The 20,334-nt window shown below is 67.0% G+C and carries 19 protein-coding genes; 11 read left to right on the top strand and 8 right to left on the bottom strand.

The window, feature by feature from the left end; genetic code table 11:
- The 7 genes from DIZ26_RS03165 to DIZ26_RS03135 all read left to right on the top strand — a co-directional run bounded on the left by DIZ26_RS03165 (position 1) and on the right by DIZ26_RS03135 (position 8,771).
- Entirely contained in the window at positions 1-1,155 is a 1,155-nt protein-coding gene (locus DIZ26_RS03165) for a LacI family DNA-binding transcriptional regulator (protein WP_198675862.1), read from the top strand.
- Positions 1,156-1,260: 105 nt separating this feature from the next.
- The gene (locus DIZ26_RS03160) at positions 1,261-2,565 is read left to right on the top strand and encodes an extracellular solute-binding protein (RefSeq protein ID WP_112237484.1); all 1,305 of its coding nucleotides are present in this window, start codon (positions 1,261-1,263) and stop codon (positions 2,563-2,565) included.
- 1 nt (position 2,566) lies between these two features.
- The gene (locus tag DIZ26_RS03155; RefSeq protein WP_112237482.1) at positions 2,567-3,508 is read left to right on the top strand and encodes a carbohydrate ABC transporter permease; all 942 of its coding nucleotides are present in this window, start codon (positions 2,567-2,569) and stop codon (positions 3,506-3,508) included.
- Position 3,509: 1 nt separating this feature from the next.
- Positions 3,510-4,373 (top strand): carbohydrate ABC transporter permease, encoded by an 864-nt coding sequence (locus tag DIZ26_RS03150; protein WP_112237480.1) that lies wholly within the window; start codon positions 3,510-3,512, stop codon positions 4,371-4,373.
- The gene (locus DIZ26_RS03145; RefSeq protein ID WP_112237478.1) at positions 4,373-5,320 is read left to right on the top strand and encodes a glycoside hydrolase family protein; all 948 of its coding nucleotides are present in this window, start codon (positions 4,373-4,375) and stop codon (positions 5,318-5,320) included. Before DIZ26_RS03150 ends, DIZ26_RS03145 begins: the two co-directional genes overlap by 1 nt.
- Positions 5,321-5,438: 118 nt before the next feature.
- Positions 5,439-5,801 (top strand): effector-associated constant component EACC1, encoded by a 363-nt coding sequence (locus DIZ26_RS03140; protein WP_112237476.1) that lies wholly within the window; start codon positions 5,439-5,441, stop codon positions 5,799-5,801.
- 3 nt (positions 5,802-5,804) lie between these two features.
- Positions 5,805-8,771: a caspase, EACC1-associated type gene (locus DIZ26_RS03135; RefSeq protein ID WP_112237474.1), complete on the top strand. Its 2,967-nt coding sequence runs from the start codon at positions 5,805-5,807 to the stop codon at positions 8,769-8,771.
- Between the two features lie 53 nt (positions 8,772-8,824).
- On the opposite strand, the gene DIZ26_RS03130 is transcribed toward DIZ26_RS03135, so the two are convergent.
- A complete protein-coding gene (locus DIZ26_RS03130; RefSeq protein WP_112237472.1) occupies positions 8,825-9,976 on the bottom strand; it encodes an epoxide hydrolase family protein in 1,152 nt (383 codons plus the stop codon).
- Between the two features lie 60 nt (positions 9,977-10,036).
- Between DIZ26_RS03130 and DIZ26_RS03125 the strand changes: the two genes are divergently transcribed.
- Entirely contained in the window at positions 10,037-11,002 is a 966-nt protein-coding gene (locus DIZ26_RS03125) for a helix-turn-helix transcriptional regulator (RefSeq protein WP_112237470.1), read from the top strand.
- A gap of 2 nt (positions 11,003-11,004) precedes the next feature.
- Here the strand turns inward: DIZ26_RS03125 and DIZ26_RS03120 are convergent, their stop codons facing one another.
- Together DIZ26_RS03120 and DIZ26_RS03115 are read right to left on the bottom strand one after the other, a co-directional pair.
- Positions 11,005-11,631 (bottom strand): response regulator transcription factor, encoded by a 627-nt coding sequence (locus tag DIZ26_RS03120; protein WP_232828115.1) that lies wholly within the window; start codon positions 11,629-11,631, stop codon positions 11,005-11,007.
- Positions 11,632-11,639: 8 nt separating this feature from the next.
- On the bottom strand, positions 11,640-13,844 hold the full coding sequence (locus tag DIZ26_RS03115; RefSeq protein ID WP_232828114.1) for a sensor histidine kinase: 2,205 nt from the start codon (positions 13,842-13,844) through the stop codon (positions 11,640-11,642).
- A gap of 201 nt (positions 13,845-14,045) precedes the next feature.
- Here DIZ26_RS03115 and DIZ26_RS03110 point away from each other — a divergent pair, with 201 nt between their 5' ends.
- Positions 14,046-14,399: a hypothetical protein gene (locus DIZ26_RS03110; RefSeq protein ID WP_112237466.1), complete on the top strand. Its 354-nt coding sequence runs from the start codon at positions 14,046-14,048 to the stop codon at positions 14,397-14,399.
- Positions 14,396-15,073 carry a hypothetical protein gene (locus DIZ26_RS03105; RefSeq protein WP_157979560.1) on the top strand — a complete coding sequence of 226 codons (678 nt, stop codon included), beginning with the start codon at positions 14,396-14,398 and terminating at the stop codon, positions 15,071-15,073. The genes DIZ26_RS03110 and DIZ26_RS03105 overlap by 4 nt, the downstream gene beginning before the upstream one ends.
- 79 nt (positions 15,074-15,152) lie before the next feature.
- Here DIZ26_RS03105 and DIZ26_RS03100 read toward each other — a convergent pair whose 3' ends face one another.
- A complete protein-coding gene (locus DIZ26_RS03100) occupies positions 15,153-15,713 on the bottom strand; it encodes a dihydrofolate reductase family protein (protein WP_112237462.1) in 561 nt (186 codons plus the stop codon).
- Between the two features lie 323 nt (positions 15,714-16,036).
- Here DIZ26_RS03100 and DIZ26_RS03095 point away from each other — a divergent pair, with 323 nt between their 5' ends.
- A complete protein-coding gene (locus DIZ26_RS03095) occupies positions 16,037-17,407 on the top strand; it encodes an FAD-binding oxidoreductase (protein WP_112237460.1) in 1,371 nt (456 codons plus the stop codon).
- Positions 17,408-17,509: 102 nt separating this feature from the next.
- Here the strand turns inward: DIZ26_RS03095 and DIZ26_RS03090 are convergent, their stop codons facing one another.
- The 4 genes from DIZ26_RS03090 to DIZ26_RS03075 all read right to left on the bottom strand — a co-directional run bounded on the left by DIZ26_RS03090 (position 17,510) and on the right by DIZ26_RS03075 (position 20,251).
- Complete coding sequence (locus tag DIZ26_RS03090) at positions 17,510-18,343, bottom strand: hypothetical protein (protein WP_112237458.1); 834 nt, start codon at positions 18,341-18,343, stop codon at positions 17,510-17,512.
- A complete protein-coding gene (locus tag DIZ26_RS03085) occupies positions 18,340-18,915 on the bottom strand; it encodes a hypothetical protein (protein WP_112237456.1) in 576 nt (191 codons plus the stop codon). Before DIZ26_RS03085 ends, DIZ26_RS03090 begins: the two co-directional genes overlap by 4 nt.
- Positions 18,916-19,111: 196 nt before the next feature.
- Positions 19,112-19,648 carry a dihydrofolate reductase family protein gene (locus DIZ26_RS03080; protein WP_112237454.1) on the bottom strand — a complete coding sequence of 179 codons (537 nt, stop codon included), beginning with the start codon at positions 19,646-19,648 and terminating at the stop codon, positions 19,112-19,114.
- A gap of 27 nt (positions 19,649-19,675) precedes the next feature.
- Positions 19,676-20,251, bottom strand: coding sequence for an NADPH-dependent FMN reductase (locus tag DIZ26_RS03075; RefSeq protein ID WP_112237452.1), 576 nt, complete (start codon positions 20,249-20,251; stop codon positions 19,676-19,678).
- Positions 20,252-20,334: the final 83 nt, after the last annotated feature.

The raw sequence follows: 20,334 nt of genomic DNA, 5'->3' as shown, positions 1-20,334 counted from the left end.
ATGAACAGCCGCTGCGGCAGGGCCAGGCGCCAAGAGATCTGGAAAAACGATTTGGCACGACATCTTGACAGCCCGCAGAGAGGCGGCGACTGTAGTCCTCAACAGTTGGAAAAACGATTGGGCAAAGAGATGTCGCAGGCCAAGGTGTCGATCAAGGATGTGGCGGCGCACGCCGGGGTGTCGGTAACGACGGTGTCGCATGTCCTCAACGACACGCCTGGGAAGCGGATCACCGAGAGCACGCGGGATCGGGTTCGCGAGTCTGCGGCTGAGTTGGGTTATGCGCCGAGCAGTATGGCGCGGAATCTGCGGCTTCAGCGGTCGCAGATGCTGGCCTTGGTTAGTGATGAGATCGCGACGACGCCGTACGCCGGGCGGATGATCCTTGGCGCTCAGGAGGCCGCGTCGAAGGCCGGGTGGTTGTTGATGCTGGTCAACACCGGCTCGGACAGCGAGTTCGAGGCGGCCGAGATCCGGGCGCTTCGGCAGCGGCAGGTCGACGGCTTTCTCTACGCGACGATGTACCACCAAGAGGTCGAGATCCCGGAGGCGGTGGGCGACGTACCAACCGTCCTGCTCGACGCGCGTTCTTCGGACCACGCTGTGCCTTCGGTCGTGCCTGACGAGGTCGCCGGCGGAAGGACGGCTACCGAGGAGCTGATCCGCCACGGGCATACCAGGATCGGCTATCTCAACAACATCGACGACATCCCTGCCACGCACGGCCGGCTCAAGGGATACCAGCAGGCTTTGCAGGCGGCCGGCCTGACGTTCGACCCGCGGCTGGTAGTGGCCGGCAGGTCGGACACCGAAGGTGGGTTTCAGGCTGCACAACAGTTGCTAAAAGCAACTAACAGGCCGACGGCGGTTTTCTGCTTCAACGACCGGATGGCCATGGGTGTCTATCACGCCGCGGCCGAGCTCGGTCTGCGCATACCCCAGGATCTTTCGGTGGTGGGGTTCGACAACCAGGAGCTCATCGCCGATGGACTCCGACCCGGGCTGACCACAGTCGCGCTGCCTCACTACGAGATGGGCGCCTGGGCCGTTGATGCCCTGATCGCACGAATCGAGGGACGAGAAAGCGATGGTGCGGAGCACGCGGCTCTGGACTGTCCGCTGGTGGTCCGCAAGTCGGTAGACCGACCCGCCTGATCACCACCTAACAGCGGGGCCATCGACGCCCACCGCTGCCACAGACACGCAGTACCGGCAGACGATGCCTTGCTTCGGCCTGCCCGAAAACGAAGGGGAAAGACCATGCAACAAATCACCAAGCGGAGTATCGGCGCAGTAGCCCTGGTTTGTGCCGCTGCCGTCGGGCTGCAGGCTTGCTCGTCAGGATCGTCGAGCAGCGGTTCGACCACCGAAGGCGGTGTGACCACCCTCGAACTCTGGACGCACAACGGCGGCAACCCCGTCGAGCTGGCGGTCAACAAGAAGGTGGTCGATGCGTTCAACGCAAGCCAGAGCAAGTACAAGGTGAAGCTCCAGTCCTTCCCGCAGGCCGCCTACAACGATGCGGTCACCGCAGCCGCGGCCGCGAAGAAGCTGCCCTGCGTGATGGACATCGACGGCCCGAACGTGCCGAACTGGGCCTGGGCCGGCTACCTCCAGCCGCTCGACGTGCCCAGGGGATTCTTCGACAAGCAGCTGCCGAGCACGCTCGGCAAGGTGGACAACAAGATCTACTCCTTCGGTCACTACGACGTCGCGATGAACCTGACCGCTCGCAAGTCCGTCCTGACGCAGTACGGCATCAGGATCCCGACGATCGACAAGCCGTGGACGGGCGAGGAGTTCGACGCCGCGGTGGGGAAGATCAAGGCGGGCGGGAAGTACACGTACCCGCTCGACCTCGGCACGGCAGGGACCGGCGAGTGGATTCCGTACGCCTACTCGCCGATGTTGCAGAGCTTTGGCGGTGACCTGGTGAACCGCGACGGCTACCAGACGGCGAAGGGTGTCCTCAACGGGCCGGACGCCCTCAAGTGGGCGACCTGGTTCCGCAGCATGATCACCAAGGGCTATGCCCAGCAGAAGTCCGGCAAGGACTCGGCTGTCGACTTCGTCAACGGCAAGAGCGCGATCATGTGGAACGGCAGTTGGGCCGCGGACACGGTCACCAAGAAGTACGGCGCCGACGTCGTCTTCCTGCCGCCGCCGGACTTCGGCAAGGGCCCGAAGATCGGTGGCGCGTCCTGGCAGTGGGGCATGTCGTCGGCGTGCGCGGCCAAGGACGGCGCACTGGAATACCTCAAGTTCTCGGCCAAGCCGGAGTACTACGTCGACTACGCGAAGGCGCTCGGCCTGATCCCGGCGAACACCGACGCGGCGGCGCAGGTACCGGCGTACGCACCGGGCGGCAAGTACCGGATCTTCCTCGAACTGTCGCAGAAGTACGCCGAGGTGCGACCGGTCACGCCGGCGTACCCGTTCATCTCCTCGACGTTCCAGAAGGCCGTCTCGGACATCTTGGCCGGTGGAGACCCGCAGAAGATCCTCGACAAGGCAGCCGCCGACATCGACAGCAACATCAAGTCCAACGGCAACTACGCGTACTGACATGTCCGCCACCACAGCTCCCCGACGAGTCGCCGAACAAGCGATTCCACGACAGGTCCGTACGGCGAACGCCCGGTCGCGCGAGACGCTGATCGGCGCCGCGATGGCGTCGCCTGCCGTCATCCTGCTGGCCGTCTTCTTCCTCGTACCCGTTGCGCTCGCCTTCGGGCTGGCCTTCACCAACGCCCGGTTGATCTCGCCGAGACCGCCGCACTTCGTCGGCGCGGACAACTTCATCAGGCTCTTCGGCGACAGCTTCTTCTGGGCATCGCTGCGCAACACGGCGTACTTCGCGGTGGTCGTCGTCCCCGTCCAGGCTGGACTCGCGCTGGTCCTGGCGCTGCTGGCCAACGCGAAAGTCCGCGGTACGAACTTCTTCCGGACCGTGTACTTCGCTCCCGTGGTCACGTCGATGGTGGTGATCTCCCTGCTGTGGCGGTTCATCTACCAGCCGGACGGGTTGCTGAACCAGATCATCTCGGCGGTCACCTTCGGGCACTCGCACGGGACCGACTGGCTGAACAATCCGACCACGGCGATGCCGGCGATCATGTTCATGTCGGTCTGGCAGGCCGTCGGGTTCCACATGATCATCTGGCTGGCGGGCCTGCAGACCATCCCGCGCGACCTGTACGAGGCCGCGTCCCTCGACGGCGCGTCGGCGTGGAAGACGTTCACCCACGTCACCTGGCCGAGTCTGCGGGCGACGCGGACCTTCATTCTGATCACCATCACGATCGGGGCGCTGAGCCTGTTCACCCAAATCAGCGTGATGACCCAGGGCGGGCCGCTCGACCGGACGACCACGGTGGTCTTCATGGCGGTCCGGGCTGGGTACGAACAGCAGTCCACCGGCTATGCGGCGGCGGTTTCGCTGGTGTTCTTCGTCCTCGTGCTGACTGTCTCGGGGGTCCAGCGCTTCCTGACCAGAGAGAAGGCCTGACATGAAACGCGTACTGCCTCTGCAGTTGGGGCGATCGGTGCTGGTGATCTTCTTCGCGTTCCCGATCGTGTTCATGCTGATCTCGTCGTTCAAACCGGACGCGCAGATCTTCGCCGATCTGACCTCGCTCAAGGCGATCCTGCCGGTCGGCGACATCTCGCTGGACAACTACCGCGGCGTCTTCGACCGGGTGCCGGCTGAGCGGCTGCTGCTCAACTCGGTCGGCATCTCGCTGGTGACGGTTGCCTTGGGCATCTTGATCAACAGTATGGCGGCGTTCGCGCTGGCCCGGATGCGGTGGCGCGGGCGGCGCGTAGTACTGGCTGCCATCATCGCGACGTTGATCGTGCCGTTCGAGACCTTCGCGCTGCCGTTGGTGTGGTGGGTCAACAAGCTGCCCTGGTTGGAGGTGCACGGGTTCCACCTCACCCTGACCTCGGGATGGCTGGACACGTACCACGTGCAGATCCTGCCGTTCGTGGCCAACGCGTTCTCGATCTACCTGTTCTTCCAGTACTTCAGCAGCATTCCGGTCGAGCTCGACGAAGCCGCGCGGATGGACGGCGCCGGCTGGTTCGGCATCTACCGCCGGGTGGTGATGCCGCTGTCCGGCCCCGCGATCGCGACCGTCGCCATCCTGACCTTCCTGCCCGCCTGGAACTCTTACCTGTGGCCGCTGATGGTGGTGCAGAGCGAGGACCTACGACCGGTGATGGTCGGCATCCAGTACTTCTTCCAGCTCAACGTCTCCTGGGGGCAGATCATGGCCTACGCCTCGATGATCACCGTGCCGGTACTCGTCCTGTTCGTCGCGTTCCAGCGCGCCTTCATCGGCAGCATCGCCTCGGCGGGGGTGAAGGGCTGATGCTCGAACTGCCCGACTCGTGGGTGTGGGACTTCTGGTTCGCTCGCGACGGCGACCGGTACCACCTCTTCTTCCTGTACGCCTCGCGTGCCCTGCACGACCCGGGCCGGCGCCACGGCCGGGCGTCCATCGGGCACGCCGTCTCGGACGACTTGCGGAGTTGGACGCGGGTGGCGGATGCCCTTGTCCACGGGGATCGGCCGGCCTTTGACGACGCGGCGACCTGGACCGGGTCCGTAGTACAGGGGCCTGACGGTACGTGGCACATGTTCTACACCGGTGCGAGTGAGCGCGACGGGGTGTTGATCCAGAGCATCGGGGTGGCCAGGTCTCGTGATCTCTTCACGTGGGAGAAGTACGAGGGCAATCCGATCGTGGCGGCGGATCCGCGCTGGTACGAGAAGTATGACGGCTCGGCGTGGTTCGACGAGGCCTGGCGGGATCCGTGGGTCTTCGAGGATCCCGGCGGTGACGGGTGGCACATGTTGATCACCGGCCGGGCGAACCATGGGCCGGTCGACGATCGCGGTGTCGTGGGTCATGCGCGATCGCGCGACCTGCTGCACTGGGAAGTTCAACCGCCGTTGAGCGAGCCGGGCGCGGGCTTCGGGCATCTCGAGGTGTTCCAGGTCGAGGTAGTCGAGGGACAGATCGTCCTGCTGTTCAACTGCCTGCGAAACGAGCTCTCGGCCGCGAAGAAGACGACATCGGGCAGCGGAGGCGTCTGGTCTCTGACCGCCGACAGCGCGACCGGCCACTTCGACATCAGCAAGGCGACCCCGCTGACCGACGATTCCCTGTACGTCGGACGCCTGGTGCGCGACGTCGACGGCGCCTGGGTGATGCTTGCCTTCCACAACGAAGGCCCAGACGGCTTCATCGGCGCCATCAGCGACCCGATGCCGGTGTATCTCACCCCCGACGGCCTCGCCCTGAAACCCGCCTGATCCAGACCTGCGAGAATTCCCGGGCGGTCGGCTACGCACTGTTAGCAAGAGGTGCTTGTGGGTGGGCGACCGGCCGGGGATGATATGGCCGGAGAGTTGGCTGACCGGTGGGGGATTTGTGGCGGAGTGGGCTGAGATTCAGGTGATGGGCGGCGAGCCCGAAGAGGTGGAGCGGGCCGTTCGGCGGCTGCGTGAAGAGCTCGGGGAGCACGAGTTCGAGACGCGTGCCGTCCAGGCAGCGATGCCAGAGGGGGCCAAGGGTGATGGTGCGGTCGTAGGGGCGGTCGCGGTAGCGCTGGTGGGTGCCGGCGGCATGATCCCGACGCTGATCCTCGTACTCCGCGACTGGCTCGGCCGGCGCGCGGATCCGCAGCGGATCACGGTCACGATCGGAGCCGACTCGATCGAGCTGGATCGGCCCTCGTTCACTGAGCGGGAGCGACTGCTGGAGGCCTTTCTCGCCAAGCACACGGGCGGCTAGCCAATGGGTCGTCGGCTGGCGTTGCTGATCGCCACCTACGAGTACGCGGACACCGGGCTGCGGCGGTTGACCACCCCCGCGCAGGACGCGGAGGCGCTGGCCGCAGTACTGGAAGATCCGCAGATCGCGGGATTCGAAGTACGAACGCTTGTCAACGCGCCCACGCACGAGGTCGGCGAGGCGATCGCCGAGTTCTACGCGGACAGCCGGCGAGATGATCTCACTTTGCTGTACTTCACCGGTCACGGGCTGAAGGACGACAACGGACGGCTCCACCTGGCGATGTCCAACACCAAGCGGGACCGGTTGCGGTTCACGGCGCTGTCCGCGCAGTTGGTGGACGAGGCGATGACGGAGAGTCTGTCCCGGCAGAAGATCCTCATCCTCGACTGCTGCTACAGCGGTGCCTACGCGACTCAGCAGTTCGCCAAAGCCGACTCCGCGGTGCACACGCTGGAAACGTTGGGTGGCCGCGGGCGTACGGTGCTGACGGCATCCGACTCGACGCAGTACGCCTTCGAGGGCAGCACGATTCACGGTGAGGCTGCCCAGTCGGTCTTCACGCGCCATCTCGTGCAGGGTCTCCGCGAAGGCACCGCGGATCTCGATCATGACGGCGACATCACCGTCGACGAGTTGTACAACTACGTCTTCGACCGGGTCACGGCCGAGCAGCCGAACCAGCGGCCGAAGAAGCTGGACCAGGTCGAGGGCCGCACGGTCATCGCGGCGAACGTCAACTGGAGCCTGCCGAGCCACCTCGGCGATGCGCTGGCGAGTCCGCTCCCCGCCGCGCGGTTGGCTGCCGTCGAGCCGCTCGGACGGTTGCTCTGGGCAAACAACGAGCTGGTACGCCGTACGGCGCGCCACCACTTGGAGCTACTCCTCGACGACGACAGCCGAGCGGTGTCCGATGCGGCCCAAGCGATCCTGAGCTCACCGGCGCCGGCGCCGATGCCGGTCGCTTCGATTCCGCCCAGACAGCCCCGGGCATCGGCAGCCGAGGCGATCTCGATCGGTTCAGCGGTCCGCGCATCGATGCGGCGTCGACTGACTCAGCTCGAACGGCTCGCGGTGCCGACCGGGTCCAGACTGATCAGCGGGCTCAATCTGGTTGCGACCGCAGCGCTGGTCGCCGGCGTTGTCGTCGGGCTCACCGGCGATCGTTGGTCCGGCGGCGCCTCGTGGTACCTCGTGGCAGCCACTGGCGTGATGGTCGCCTCTTTGCTGATCCAGAGCCGCGTCGGTCCGGACGACGCTGTCGCCTTCGTGGTGGGTCTAGCGCCGACGGGCTTGCTGGGCGGGGCCTTGATCGTGGGCTGGCTGACCGACTGGATGCGCCCGTTCATCGGCGGCGACCTTTCCGGAACGCCTCTCGTGGCGGCGCTTGCGGTCATCGCACACCTGGCGTGGATCGCGGCCGGTGTCTTCGCGATACTTCGGCTTCGCGGTGGCCGTGCGAGCTGGAGCGTACGGCGAATTGCCGGCCGGTGGGCGTGGCTGGTCATCGGGCTGGGGGTTGCCGCGGCCGCTGCGCAGTTGGTGATCCGTGCTTATGTCCACTACGAGTCACCGCTCGCGTTCCGCGGGAGCTCGGCGATCGAGTTTCAGTGGAAGTGGTCGTACCCGATCGTCGTCGGCATCCTCGCGGTAGAACTGGCGATCGTAGGGCCACTGCTCGCGGCGATGACGTCGCCGGCCGGGCGTCGGAGGGCGTTCCTGGGCGGGTGGGTGCTGGGCGGATTCGCCTTGTGGCTCGGGATGTTCCGGCGTCCTGACGGATTCCTGCCGCCGCTGGCTGCTGTGGTCGCGTTGTTCGTGGCATGGCTGCTTCTCGCGGTGCAGGTGATCGTCGGGCTGAGGCCCAGCGAGCAGGCCGACGCTGACGAAGAGGGTCGCACTGACGGGCAGCTCGGTGCTGATGAAGAGGCGGCAGCCGGTGCTGACGGCGCGGGAGGAAGTCGTCCGGGCAGGCGACTCGTGGTGGCGATCGCGGCGATGCTTGTTCTGCCCGCGGTACTCGGCGGAGCTGCGTCGGTCGTCGGACCTCACGCTGCCAGTGCGCCGGTTCCGATCGGACTGGCGGTCAGCTTGACCAACGACCATCTGTACGCGGCAGATTTCGCCAACGGCAAGGTACTCAAGATCAGTACGACGACTCGTGAGCAGGAAGGGGATGCGTTGCCGGTCGGTGGGCAGCCGACCGGACTGGTCCTGGCTCCGGACGGCAAGCGGCTGTATGTGGCGAGTGGTCTTGCCAACTCCGTGACAGTGATCGACGTGGCCGACTGGCGGATCATCGGTAAGCCGATCCCCGTGGCCCCGAAACCGGTCGGCCTCGCGCTCAACGCAGCCACCCACCGATTGTTCGTCCTCAGTCCCGAGGCGCAGACGATCACTGTCGTCGACACGACCAAGCTGACGACGGTGGGCGGACCGATCAGCGCGAGTGGAAGTCCTTGGGATCTTGCCGTCAGTCCTTCGGGAGATCGCCTGTTCCTCGCCGACCACGAAACGCAATCGGTGTCTGTGCTGGACACGAACACGATGCGCCCGGCCCGTACGCCGTTCAAGCTCGACGACAAGCCGCGCGATCTCAGCATGAGTTCGACGGGTCAGCTGTACGTCGTCGGCGAAGGTTCGTACCGGGTGATCAACACAACCGTGGCCAACCCGCGACCGAGTTCGAAGCCACTCCCGGCCGGATCCAATTCGGCCGTACTGACCGCCGATGACAGCCGTCTCTTCGTGCTGGGCGCGGACTCATCGCTGCAGAAGGCGACAATCACTGCCATCGACACGAAGAACGACGACGTCGTCGGTTCGCTCACCGATGACTTCGGTGTGACCATCAGGCTCGCGGTCAGCAACGACGGTCAGCGCATCTACCTGTCCGGCTTCTCGGACGGCATCGTGATCATCGATGCCGTCGCCCTCAAGCCCGTCGGCACCATCCGCTTGGCGCGATAGCACGAACCAAGGCCGGCTCGCCGCGGGGAGCGGGAGCCGGCCTTCGGGTGTCGTCAGTTGGAGCGGAGGCTGCCGAAGAAGGTGCGGAGGTCGGTGGTGACGTCTTCGGGGCGTTCGAGGGAGGCGAAGTGGCCGCCCTTTTCGAAGGTGGACCAGTGGACGATGTTGGTGTTGTCGCGTTCCGCCAATGGGCGGATCGTCTTGAAGTCGTCGGCGAAGACGGCGACGCCGGTGGGGGCGGTGTTGGGAGCGGTGTCGTGCTCGGCGTGGGCTTCTTCGTAGTGGTAACGGCCGGCGGCGGCGCTGGTGTTGGTGAACCAGTAGAGGGTGACCTCGGTGAGGATCTGGTCGCGGGTGACCAGGCTGGTGCCGTTCCCGAAGCTGTTGAAGAGTTCGTTCCAGGCGAGTTGGCCGACCGGGGAGTCGGAGATGCCGACGGCAACGGTCTGCGGGCGGGTCGAGTTGATCGCGTTGTAGCCGCCGACGGACTGGAACCACTTGAGGTGTTCGAGCGCGGCGTAGTCCTCCGGGGTGAACTTCTCGAACTCGGCCGGGTCGCCCGACGGGAACGAGAACAGCTGGAGGACGTGCAGGCCGAGGAATCCGGGAGGGTTCAGCAGGCCGAGCTCGCGGGAGATCATCGCGCCGCCGTCGCTGCCGTGCGCGCCGTACGAGTCGTAGCCGAGCTTGCGCATCAGCTTGTCGAAGGTGCGGGCGACGCGGGCCATCGTCCAGCCGCGGTCGACGAGCGGAGTACTGAATCCGAAGCCGGGGATCGACGGAACCACGACGGAGAACGCGTCCGAAGCCTGACCGCCGTGGGCGACCGGGTCGGTCAGCGGGCCGATCATGTCGAGGAAGTCGACGAACGAACCCGGGTAGGTGTGCAGCAGGAGCAGCGGAGTCGCCGACTCCTCGGCGGACGGCACGTGGATGAAGTGCACGGTCTGGCCGTCGATCTCGGTCAGGTAGTGCGGGAACTCGTTCATCCGGGCTTCCTGCTCGCGCCAGTCGAACCCGTTCTGCCAGTGGTCGACCATCTCGGCGAGGTAGTGGTTCGGCGTACCGAGGTCCCAGTCGTCACCGGGCGCCGGTTGCGGGAGGCGGGTGTTGGCGAGGCGGGCGAGCAGGTCGTCGAGGTCCGCCTGGGCCACGTCGACGGTGAAGGGACGGATGTCTGCGGGGGAGTTTCCGTTGTTGTTCATGGCTCTACCGTAGAAGCTGTATAGGAACGATAGATTCCTATTCAAAGTACTATTTTCTGCATGCGCGAAACCTCGTCGAGACTGCTGTCGTTGCTGGCCCTGATGCAGTCGCGGCCGGCCTGGCCGGGGTCGGAGTTGGCCGAGCGGTTGGGCGTCAGTACGCGGACCATCCGCAACGACATCGACCGACTCCGCGAGCTCGGCTATCCCGTCGACGCGACGCGCGGGCCGGCGGGCTACTACCAGTTGGGCGTCGGGGCCAAGTTGCCGCCGCTGCTGCTGGACGACGAGGAGGCGGTCGCCGTCGCCGTCGGCTTGCGGACGGGCGCCGGGGTGAGCGGGATGGCGGAGAGCAGTTCTCGCGCGTTGGCCAAGCTCGAGCAGGTGTTGCCGCATCGCCTTCGCCGGCAGGTGAACGCGATCCACACGACGCTGTCGAAGGGGCCGGACAACACCGGGTCCAACGTGCAGGATCCCGAGGTGGATCCGGCCGTGGTGAGCACGATCGCGGCGGCGATTCGCGATGAGCACTACCTGCGCTTCGAGTACGCCGTACCGCAGAGCGCTCCCTCGTTTCCGATTCTGGTCGAGCCCTATCGGCTGGTGAGTTGGCAGCGGTACTGGTATCTGGTGGCGCGGGACGAAGCCGGTGAGTGGCACACGTATCGGGTGGACTGGATGGACCTCCGGATGGCGACCGGCCGGCGGTACAAGCCGCGCCCGATGCCCGAGGACGACTACACAGACTTCGTACTACGAGATGTCGCCACCACCGGCTGGAAGGTGCACGCGACCATCACCGTCTTCGCCTCGGCCGAGGAGGTGCTGTCCCGCATCCACGCAGCCGTCGGCATCGTGGAGTCGGTCGACGAGAACACCTGCATCCTGATCACCGGCGCCGAAAGCCTCGAAGTCGTCGCCGTCTACATCGGCATGCTCGGCCTCGACTTCCACGTCACCGCCCCACCCGCCCTGGTCGCACACCTCAAGATCATCGGAGAGCGCTATCTCCGCGCCATCGAGTGACGCTAGCTGTTCCCGAGGCCGGCGTTGCGGGCTTGGATGATGGCGGTGGCGCGGTCGGCTACGGCGAGTTTGGTGAAGATGGTGGAGACGTTGTTGGCGACGGTTTTGGCGGCCAGGTTGAGGTGGGTGCCGATGGCGGCGTTGGACAGGCCGGCGGCCAGGAGATCGAGGATCTCGCGTTCCCGGGTGGTGAGTTCGGGGAACGGGTCCGGGGCGGGCGGGGGCGCGGAGAAGAACGACAGCATCCGGCGGGCGACGCCGGGGCCGAAGATCGCTTCGCCGGCGGCGACGGCCTGGATGGCGCGGGCGATGTCTTCCTGCTCGGCGCCTTTGACCAGGTAGCCGCGGGCTCCGGCGCGCATGGCGGCGAAGACCGAGTCGTCGTCCTCGAACATGGTGAGCACCAAGACGGCTACATCCGGCGCACACCGGGTGATCTCGCGGGTGGCGGCGAAGCCGTCGAGGTCGGGCATCTGCAGATCGAGTACTGCGACGTCCGGGCGCGAGGTGACGACTTCGCGCACGGCTTCTCGTCCATTCGCTGCCACTCCGACGACCTCGATCCCGGGTAGCGAAGTGAGCAACGCGGCCAGCCCCGCCCGTACGACGGGATGATCGTCGGCCAGCACAACGCGAATCATGGCGTGGCCAGGGGGAAGGTGGCGTGGACTCGGCCGCCGGTGGGGGAGGGGCCGGCTTCGAAGGCGCCGCCTAGTTCGGCGGCTCGTTCACGCATTGCTTGCAGGCCGACGCCTGGTTGCCAGGCTCCGTTCGGCGGTCCGTCGTCCGTCACCTCGATCTCCAGTTCCGTTCCGCACCGCAACGCCAGTACTGCGACTCTCGCACGCGAATGCCGGACGACGTTGGTGAGCGCCTCCGTGGCGATCCGGTACGCCGCTACCTCGAGCGCCGCCGGCAACGCGGGCAATCCCTCGGCCGACACCGAAACCGAGACAGCTGCCCCGTCCGCCCGCCAGGACAGTTGATCCGCCCGTTGCCGCAACGCCCCGACCAAACCGAGTTCGTCGAGCGCCGGCGGCCGCAGATCGTCGACCAGCCTGCGTACGTCGCCGATCGCCGTACGCGTGTCTCTTCGCAGGTCGCTCAGCAACTCCGAGGCGCGCGTGGCATCGATCGACACCAGATTGGCCGCGGCGTCGGCGGTGAACGCGACCCCGGTCAAGGTCGGTCCGAGTCCGTCGTGGAGGTCTCGCCGTAGTCGGCGCCGCTCCTCCTCGCGGGCAGCAACCAGCTTCTCGCGCGAAGTCTGGAGCTCCGCCGACAACCTGGTCGCGTGAACGGCGACCGCCAGCGGTACGGCGACCAACGCGAGCACGTTCCGATCGGCCGGGGACAACGCCGACTCGCCGGAGCGGAGCCCGACGAGGAGCGACCCGACCGTGGTTCCGCCGTACGAAAGGTCAACCGGTACGACGTTTGCCGCGGCTCCGGCCGACGCGAGGAGTACTCCGTCGACGGTGATTCCGACGTACGGGAGTCTCAAGGCGGAGCGGACCGCGCCGACCACACCCGGCATCCCTCCGGCCGGGTTGGTCGCCAGTTGTTCTCCCACGCGGGAGGCGACGCGGGCGGGATCGCGACGGTCGCCGTACATCGCTCGGTCGACCAGGCGTTGGAGTTGCGGGAGTACCGGCGCGATCAGGAGAGCGACGATCACCGTGACCGCGGCCGAGCGGCCGAACCGGGAGGAGATGAACGAGTCCGTCATCGCGACCAGCGCGGCATAGGCGCCCATGGCAACGATCGACAGCAGCGCCCAGGTCAATGCGCGCGAGACGACGAGGCGGATGTCGAGCAGCTGGTGCCGCACGATCGCGACGGCGACGGCGATCGGGACCAGCGGGAAGGCGAGCAGGACGAGGATCGGCGTACCGGCGACCAAGGCCCACGGTGTCATGAAGATCAGCACGATCACCGCGGCCAGGAGCAGCCAGAGGAGCTGGCGGCGACGGGTCTCGTCCGATCGGCGGAAGCGGACGACGAGACTCGCGATCGCGAGGGCGTAGGCGAGGAGGCCGCGGAGTTCGGTTGCCGTCCACAACGGTTGCAGGGAGTCGTACCAGGAGATGGTCAGGTACCCCGTGACGCCGCCCTCGAAGGCGGGTGTGGGGCCGGCGCCCATCTCCAGCGCGAACAGCGGGGCGGTCACGACGACGGCGATCGCGGCGATGCGCCAGCGCGGCGAGGCCAGCTTGCCATCGGGGAAGAGCAGGAGGGCCAGAGGCAGGAAGAGCGCGATCGACCACGGCCAGGAGTAGGAGATCACGGTGGAGAGGACGCGCTGCAGGCCGATCGGGGCCGATGCGTCGTGCAGTACTTCGGTGAGCGGTGCTCCGACGGCGGTGGTGGCGTGACCGATGCCGTCGGCCACGAACAGCCAGCCGATCGGGTTGTGCGGGCGGTACCACGCGATCAGCGCGCCGCAGATCGCGAAGCTCAGCCCCATCAGACCGTTCGTGACGGTGAAACTGTCGATCGCCTCCTGCACCGACCAGCCGGCGGCACGAGAGAGCGCGATCCCAGCGATCACCTCCGCCACCCCGAACGCCGCCAACCCAACGGCCACCCACCGCCACCCGATCCACCGCCACACCCGCCATCGCTGGACCGTCGGCTGCTGGGCCTCCGCCCGCTGAACCGTGCTCCGGGCCGGGACGCTCTGGATCGCTCCGCCCTGGGCCGGGGAGCTCTGGATCGCGGTCCGCTGGGCCGCTGCGCTCTGGGCCGCCCGTCGGCGGGCTGACGGTCGCCAGGTCAGGCGGTGACGGACCGCCGGGTGCCGGCTGGTCTGGTGGGGCGACTGGGCCTCGCCTTCCGTCATGGGAATCAGTGTGCTCCTCCAGTGCTCCCGGCGTCCCGGGAACGCGTTCCCGGATGTTCCGGGCAAGCTCCCGCTGCCCGGTGAACCGCTGCCCAGGCGCCGGGCGTGCCGGGAGGCGACGGTGGTGTTACGCCCGCTTCGGGGCGACCCCGGTGGCAGCTCCAGAGAGCGTCAGCACCGGGTTCCACAGGGGAGGTTCTGATGTCTCGTACTTTTCGGGCCGGTCTGATCTTGTTCGGGCTGCTGTCGGTCGGCGATCTGGCCGGTCCGTTGCTGACCGACGGCGAGCACCCGCCGATGTCGATCGCGCTGATCGGGGCTGTTCTCGGGCTGATCAGCCTGGTGATGGTAGTGCTCGCCTGGCGTGGCGAGCGGCGGGTCGTAGTACCGCTGATCGTGCTGCGGGTGCTGTCCGCAGCGAGCGCTCTCCCGGCGTTCTTCGTCGGTGACGTACCTGCTGCAGCGCTGGTCGCCGCCGGCGTGACGGTTGTGCTTGCTGTCGCCGGGACCGCGCTGGTTCTCGTCCCGGCGCGCGAGTTCGCAGGTGCGCGATGACAACAACAGCAGCTCGTACTACGAACAGCGTCGGCGGCCGCGGCGTGTCGAGCTACGCCGTCGCGCTCCTGCTCCCGATCGGCCCCGCCGCGGTCGCAGTACTGCGGTATGCCTTGCCGTATTACACGGTCGACGACTCGACAGCCATGGCGAACAAGGTGATCGCAGCGACCGGGCGAATGTCGCTCGTCCTCTGGCTCGGCTTCATCGCAGTACTGACGTTGGTGCCCGCCGCGTACGCCGTCAGCCGGGTGACCCGGCAGCGGGCGCCGCGCCTGACCCTGGTCGCGATGCTGCTTCTGGTTCCGGGCTATCTCGCACTGGGCTGGCTGATCGCCGAGGATCAGCTGATGTTCGCGGGTGCGAAGGCAGGCCTGGACGCCGGCGCGATCACGCGGCTGGTTGACCACTTGCATTCGTCGGGTGCGGTGGCCGGGGTGTTCTTCGTCCTCGGGCATGTCGTGGGGACGATCCTGCTCGGTATCGCGCTGTGGCGGACGCGAGTGGTCGCGCGCTGGGCGGCGGTGGCGGTGATCGCCTCGCAGCCGATCCACTTCTTCGCCGCCGTGATCGTGCCCAACCACACGATCGACCTGGTCGGCTGGGGACTGCAGGCAGTCGGGTTCGCCGCCGTGGGCTGGGCGATCGTCCAACGGCCCGACACCGAAGTCTGACGGCCAGTCGCCGGACCGGGCTCGCTTGAGGGGACGAGCCCGGTTCATCGACCAGCCGCCGACAGCCGAGCGCGGGCCGTCAGGCGGTGGCGAGGTCGTGACGGAGCAGGACGGTGCGGTTGTCGAACGTCCGGGATTCGGCCAGCTTCAGCGCGAGGCGCTCCTTGACCGGGTGGTACGCCGGCTTGCCGCCGCCGAGGGCGACCGGGTGGACGATCAGGTGGTACTCGTCGAGCAGGCCGAGGTCGGTCAGCGCCGCGGCGACGGTCGAGCTGCCGGTGAGCAGGATGTCCTTGCCGGGCCGGGCCTTGATCTCGCGGAGCGCCTCGGCGTCGCGGATGATCTCTGTGTTCCAGTCGGCGCTTTCCAAGGTGGTCGACAGCACGACCTTCGGCATCTCTCGCCAGATCGGTGCGAAGGCGAGCCCGTGCTCGTCGGTCCCGATCGACTCCGCGTTCGGCCAGTACGAGGACATCATTTCCCAGACGGTCCGCCCGTACAGGAACAGGTCGGCGCGCTCGGCCAGGCTCAACGAGTAGTCGGACAGCTCCGGCCCGAGCGAGGCCCAGTCGAACTCCCCGTTGGGTCCCTCGACGAAACCGTCGACCGACTGGTGGACGTAGTACATGATCTTGCGCATGAGTCGCTCCTGATCTCCGGGGCCCTGTCGGCCGCTCTCGCCGATGAGTCGGAACCGGTCGCGCTTGTTTGACATCGAGCTCGGCACTTTCTTCAGCGGACGGGTCGAGAACCCCGTAGTACGAAGGGATTGACTAAACCGTTTAGCGGGGGGAAGGTCGGGGGGAACGAGGTTGTCAGGGGGAGGTCTGGCGGCCGTCGGGGGAACTGGCGCTCTCTGGGGAGGGATCCGCGCCGTTGCCGACGGTGGCTCGCCGGTCTGGTCGGCGTGCCCGCGACGCATGCCGGTCGAGAGGTGCAGGCCCGCTCGGCTTTGGAGGAGTCATGGGCGAAGGCACGATCGAGGACTTGAGAGAGCGCACCAGGGGATCGGTGTACGCCGCCGGGGACGACGGGTACGACGAGGCGCGCAAGGTCTACAACGCGATGCACGACAAGCGTCCGCGAGTGGTCGTCAGCTGCGAGAACGCCGGCGACGTGATGGCCGCGGTGAAATTTGCCGCCGGCAACGGATTGGAACTGGCCGTTCGCGGTGGTTCGCACAGCGTGCCCGGATTCGGGACCGTCGACGACGGCGTGGTCGTCGATCTGAGCCGGATGCGGCAGGTCCGCGTCGATCCCTACACCAGAACGGCTCGCGCCGGCGGGGGAGCGACCTGGGGCGACTTCAACGCGGCCACGCACGCGTTCGGGCTGGCGACGACCGGTGGCATCATCTCGACGACCGGGGTCGGTGGGCTGACGCTGGGCGGCGGGATCGGGTACCTCGCGCGCGGGCTGGGTCTGTCCTGCGACAACCTGATCTCGGCGGACGTGGTGACGGCCGACGGACGGTTCCTGATCGCCAGCGAGAAGGAGAACGACGATCTGTTCTGGGCCCTGCGTGGTGGCGGCGGCAACTTCGGTGTCGTGACGGCGCTGGAGTTCCGGCTCGAGCCGGTCGACACGATCTACGGCGGACCGATGCTGTTCGAGATGTCGGACGCCGCCGCGGTACTGGCTGGATTCCGGGATCTGATCAAGGACGCGCCGGAGCAACTCGGTGGTTTCCCGGCGTTCCAGCTCGCGCCGCCGCTGCCGTTCATCCCCGAGGACCGGCACGGCGATCCGTTCGCGCTGATCGTCGGCTGCTGGGCCGGCAGCCCGGACCAGGGTGAGCAGCAGATCGCGCAGTTTCGCGAGTTCGCGCCGGTTGTCGCCGAGCACGTCGGCCCGATGCCGTACCCGGCGCTGAACGCCGCGTTCGACGGGCTGGTACCGGCGGGGCTGCAGCACTACTGGAAGGCGAACTTCGTCACCGAGTTGACCGACGACGCGATCCAGGCGCATCTGGAACACGCGCCCGGGCTGCCGGCCGTCAACTCGACCGTGCACATCTATCCGATCAACGGTGCGTGCCATCGAGTGGCGGCCGACGCGACGGCCTTCGCCTACCGGGACGCCAACTTCGCGACGGTGATCGCCGGGATGTGGCCCGACCCGGCGACGAACGACGCGGGGATCGAGTGGGTGCGGAACTACTACGACGCCGTCGCGCCGCATTCGGAGTCCGGCGGGTACGTCAACTTCATGGCGGACGACGATCAGGGACGCGTCGCCGACAACTACAAGGGCAACTACGACCGGCTCGTCGAGGTCAAGCGCAAGTACGACCCGGACAACCTGTTCCACCTCAACCAGAACATCGTTCCCTAGGTACTGCGTACGTCGTGTCGCGTGTGCCGGTACGGCGTACAGCGGCCGCCGCAGCGAGCTCGAGAGCGGGCTGCGGCGGCCGGTTCGGAGGTGACTACAGGGCTACAGGGTCAGCAGGCGGTCGAAGAAGGCGCGGTAGCGCTGCAACGCGCCGCGGAGGTCCTCGGTCGACGGTTCGCCGTCGGCCCATTGGCCTTCGAGGCTCTGGTGCTGCTTGTCGAAGGTGTTCGACAAGCGCTGCAGCACGTCGCCGACCAGTTTGTCCGCGTCGGTCACCGCGGAGCGCGGATCGTCGACGAAGCCTTGCTGGATGACGTCCCAGCGGGCCCGGAAGTCCACGACGACATCGTCAGGTACCAGCGGGTCCTCAGGGCTCACGTCCGGCTCGTTGTCGGACTGCCCTGTTCCTCGCTGCCCGCCGCTGTCGCCCAGCCCACGCTCGTTGCCACTGCTGTCGTCCAGCCCACGCTCGTTGGCGGTGCTGTCGTCCAGCCCACGCTGAGCGTTGCTGTCGTCCAGGCCGCGGTCGCTGTCGAGGGCGTCGTCCACCGGGCCGGCGGTCGGCCGGTTGTACGAGTCGTCGTCCCGGTTGTCAGCCGGTCCACCCAGACCGCCACCACCGCTCCCCGGCGTAGCGTCCAGAGCGTCGCCACGGGATGTGTCGCCACCCAGGGAATCGTCGCGCGAGCCGTTGCCCAGCGCGTCGTCCCGCGCAGTGCCGCCCAGCGCGTCGCCGCGGTCGTCGGTCGACCGGTCGAAGGCGTCGTCGCGGGTTTCGGTGGAGTTGGCGTCGCCGAGGCGGTCGTCGTTGCCGTAGGCAGCGCGGTCCCCTTCGGCTGCGTAGTCGGAAGTACGGTCCGCGTCACCGGAGTACGCAGTACGGTCGTCGTCGACTGCCTGCGAGGTCGGTGTGCGTTCGTTGTCGGGCGTGGTCATGCTTGCTCCCTGCTGTCCGTCGATCCCGTGGTGTGCCGTTCGTCCCCGTGGTCGAGCAGTACGGAGACCAGTCGCCGGTACGCCGTGACGGCCTGGCGCAGATCTTCGGTGTCGGCCTGGCCGCGGCTCTGTTCGACCGCGATGCGGTGAGCCTGCCGATAGTTCTGCGCGACCTCCGGGTGATCGACGGAGATGTCGTCGGCACGCTGTTCGAAGTCGTCGACCGGGTAACCCGATTCGCGCATCATCCGCAGGACAAGGCGATCGGCCTTGGCTACCGAGTCTCCTGGTGCGTCGACGAAGCCGCCCTGCAGCTGGTCCCACTCAGCGCGGTACTGCGCTGTCGACTCGGCACTCAGCGGCTTCAGGTCGAGCTTGGCCCGCCGGTGCTCACGCTCGCGCAGGTCGCGCTCCGCAGCCCGGCGGTCACCCGACTGCTCCAGCGTGCGGTCGTACTCCGGCCCGAACCGCTCCTGCAGTTGGCCCGACCTTCTCCGCTGGAAGGCGTAGAACGCCGCGGCGGCGACGATCACGACCGCGACGATGACGATGATGGTGATGACGGTTCCCATCAGACCTCCAGTCCGACGTGTGGCAGGCCTGCGATCTGGGGCGGATCGCGAGGACCTCTGATCCGGCCACCGTTTCCGGTACGCCGTTCGTCCCCGTACATCCCCCAGTACCCAGGCCGAACCCCCACAAGCCGTCGCTGTACGGAATGCGAAACGTCCGGAGCACCCCGAGGGTCTCCGGACGTCCGCTACAGGCTCAGGCTTTCGGTGCCAGCTTGTGCACGACGATGCCGGACTTGAACGTGGTCGAGCCGAGCAGCTCCAGGTGGGTCAACGGCTGGCCGTCGAACAAGCGGTCACCACTACCGGCGACCACCGGGAACACCCAGAAGTGGTACTCGTCGACCAGCTTCGCGTCGAGCAGAGCCTTGGAGAACTCGCCGGTGCCGTACTTGATCAGCGTCCCACCCTCCTGCTCCTTGAGCCGGCGTACTGCCTCCACCGCGTCACCTTCCAGCAGCTGTGCGTTCCAGGTCAGCTCGGTGAGCGTCCGGGACGCCACGTACTTCGGCATCGCGTTGAAGTGGTCGGTGAACGGGTCACCGCTGCGCTGCGACCACGCCTCGGCAAAGCCTTCGTACGTACGGCGGCCGAGTACTTGCGCGTCGACGCCTTCCATCAGAGACACGGAGTACGCAGTGTGCTCGTCGTCCCAGTACGGCGGGCTGTACACATGCGGGTCGGAGATGACGCCGTCCAGGGTGACGAAGGTGGACTCGAGCAACTTCCTCATGATGCAGAACCTTTCCAGAGTTGGGTTTTAGGGTTGGTAGGGATGCTTGGTGCGCGCATCCCTCAGCGCCTGGCCCCACCAGACGAGCTGGTCGAGCAAGAGCTTGGCGGCGGCGTCGTAGCCGGTGCCTTTACGAGGCCAGCTGCCGTCGGCGGCGAACTGTTCCCAGTAGCAGGGCAAGGTGACGGTGTTGCGGATGGTGACCGCCTGCAGTTCGGCGAACACCTGCCGAAGCTGCGCGACGGCGTACAGGCCACCGCTTTCGCGGCCGTAGGCAACGATCGCCACCGGCTTCGCGTGCCACTCGTCGTAGTACCAGTCGAGCGCGGTCTTCAGCGACGCAGGAAAGCTGCAGTTGTACTCCGGTGTCACCACAGCGAACGCATCCGCAGCAGCAAGACGCGGAGCCAGTACTGCGACCGTGGCAGGCGTCGGCTCGTCGGTGTCGGTCAGCGTGGGCGGCAGGTCGGCAGCAGCGAGGTCGATGACGTCGACGACGAGCTCGGCCCGCTTGGCAGCCTGCTGCACGAACCAGCGAGCCACAGTCGGTCCGAACCGCCCACTGCGAGTACTCCCAACGATCACGACCAACCGCAACTTCATCCGCTTCGCCCTCCTCCTCCGCCCTCCACCACTTTCTTCTTGCTGTTGTCCCTGACTGTGGCCGACGGGGTTTACGGTTTCTT

It is taken from the genome of Kribbella monticola, from assembly GCF_003261635.1.
In the GTDB taxonomy this organism is placed as follows: Bacteria; Actinomycetota; Actinomycetes; order Propionibacteriales; family Kribbellaceae; genus Kribbella; species Kribbella monticola.
The sequence above is the reverse complement of the archived record's forward strand: the minus strand, read 5'-3'. Positions and strand labels throughout refer to the sequence as shown.

What these genes read in the sequence shown, in the direction of transcription:
- DIZ26_RS03145 (WP_112237478.1), top strand. Translation starts at nt 4,373, where the DNA reads ATGCTCGAACTGCCCGACTCGTGGGTGTGGGACTTCTGGTTCGCTCGC.
- DIZ26_RS03095 (WP_112237460.1), top strand. Translation starts at nt 16,037, where the DNA reads ATGGGCGAAGGCACGATCGAGGACTTGAGAGAGCGCACCAGGGGATCG.
- DIZ26_RS03155 (WP_112237482.1), top strand. Translation starts at nt 2,567, where the DNA reads ATGTCCGCCACCACAGCTCCCCGACGAGTCGCCGAACAAGCGATTCCA.
- DIZ26_RS03130 (WP_112237472.1), bottom strand. Translation starts at nt 9,976, where the DNA reads ATGAACAACAACGGAAACTCCCCCGCAGACATCCGTCCCTTCACCGTC.
- DIZ26_RS03090 (WP_112237458.1), bottom strand. Translation starts at nt 18,343, where the DNA reads ATGACCACGCCCGACAACGAACGCACACCGACCTCGCAGGCAGTCGAC.
- DIZ26_RS03115 (WP_232828114.1), bottom strand. Translation starts at nt 13,844, where the DNA reads ATGACGGAAGGCGAGGCCCAGTCGCCCCACCAGACCAGCCGGCACCCG.
- DIZ26_RS03150 (WP_112237480.1), top strand. Translation starts at nt 3,510, where the DNA reads ATGAAACGCGTACTGCCTCTGCAGTTGGGGCGATCGGTGCTGGTGATC.
- DIZ26_RS03160 (WP_112237484.1), top strand. Translation starts at nt 1,261, where the DNA reads ATGCAACAAATCACCAAGCGGAGTATCGGCGCAGTAGCCCTGGTTTGT.
- DIZ26_RS03105 (WP_157979560.1), top strand. Translation starts at nt 14,396, where the DNA reads ATGACAACAACAGCAGCTCGTACTACGAACAGCGTCGGCGGCCGCGGC.
- DIZ26_RS03110 (WP_112237466.1), top strand. Translation starts at nt 14,046, where the DNA reads ATGTCTCGTACTTTTCGGGCCGGTCTGATCTTGTTCGGGCTGCTGTCG.
- DIZ26_RS03080 (WP_112237454.1), bottom strand. Translation starts at nt 19,648, where the DNA reads ATGAGGAAGTTGCTCGAGTCCACCTTCGTCACCCTGGACGGCGTCATC.
- DIZ26_RS03165 (WP_198675862.1), top strand. Translation starts at nt 1, where the DNA reads ATGAACAGCCGCTGCGGCAGGGCCAGGCGCCAAGAGATCTGGAAAAAC.
- DIZ26_RS03100 (WP_112237462.1), bottom strand. Translation starts at nt 15,713, where the DNA reads ATGCGCAAGATCATGTACTACGTCCACCAGTCGGTCGACGGTTTCGTC.
- DIZ26_RS03135 (WP_112237474.1), top strand. Translation starts at nt 5,805, where the DNA reads ATGGGTCGTCGGCTGGCGTTGCTGATCGCCACCTACGAGTACGCGGAC.
- DIZ26_RS03125 (WP_112237470.1), top strand. Translation starts at nt 10,037, where the DNA reads ATGCGCGAAACCTCGTCGAGACTGCTGTCGTTGCTGGCCCTGATGCAG.
- DIZ26_RS03075 (WP_112237452.1), bottom strand. Translation starts at nt 20,251, where the DNA reads ATGAAGTTGCGGTTGGTCGTGATCGTTGGGAGTACTCGCAGTGGGCGG.
- DIZ26_RS03085 (WP_112237456.1), bottom strand. Translation starts at nt 18,915, where the DNA reads ATGGGAACCGTCATCACCATCATCGTCATCGTCGCGGTCGTGATCGTC.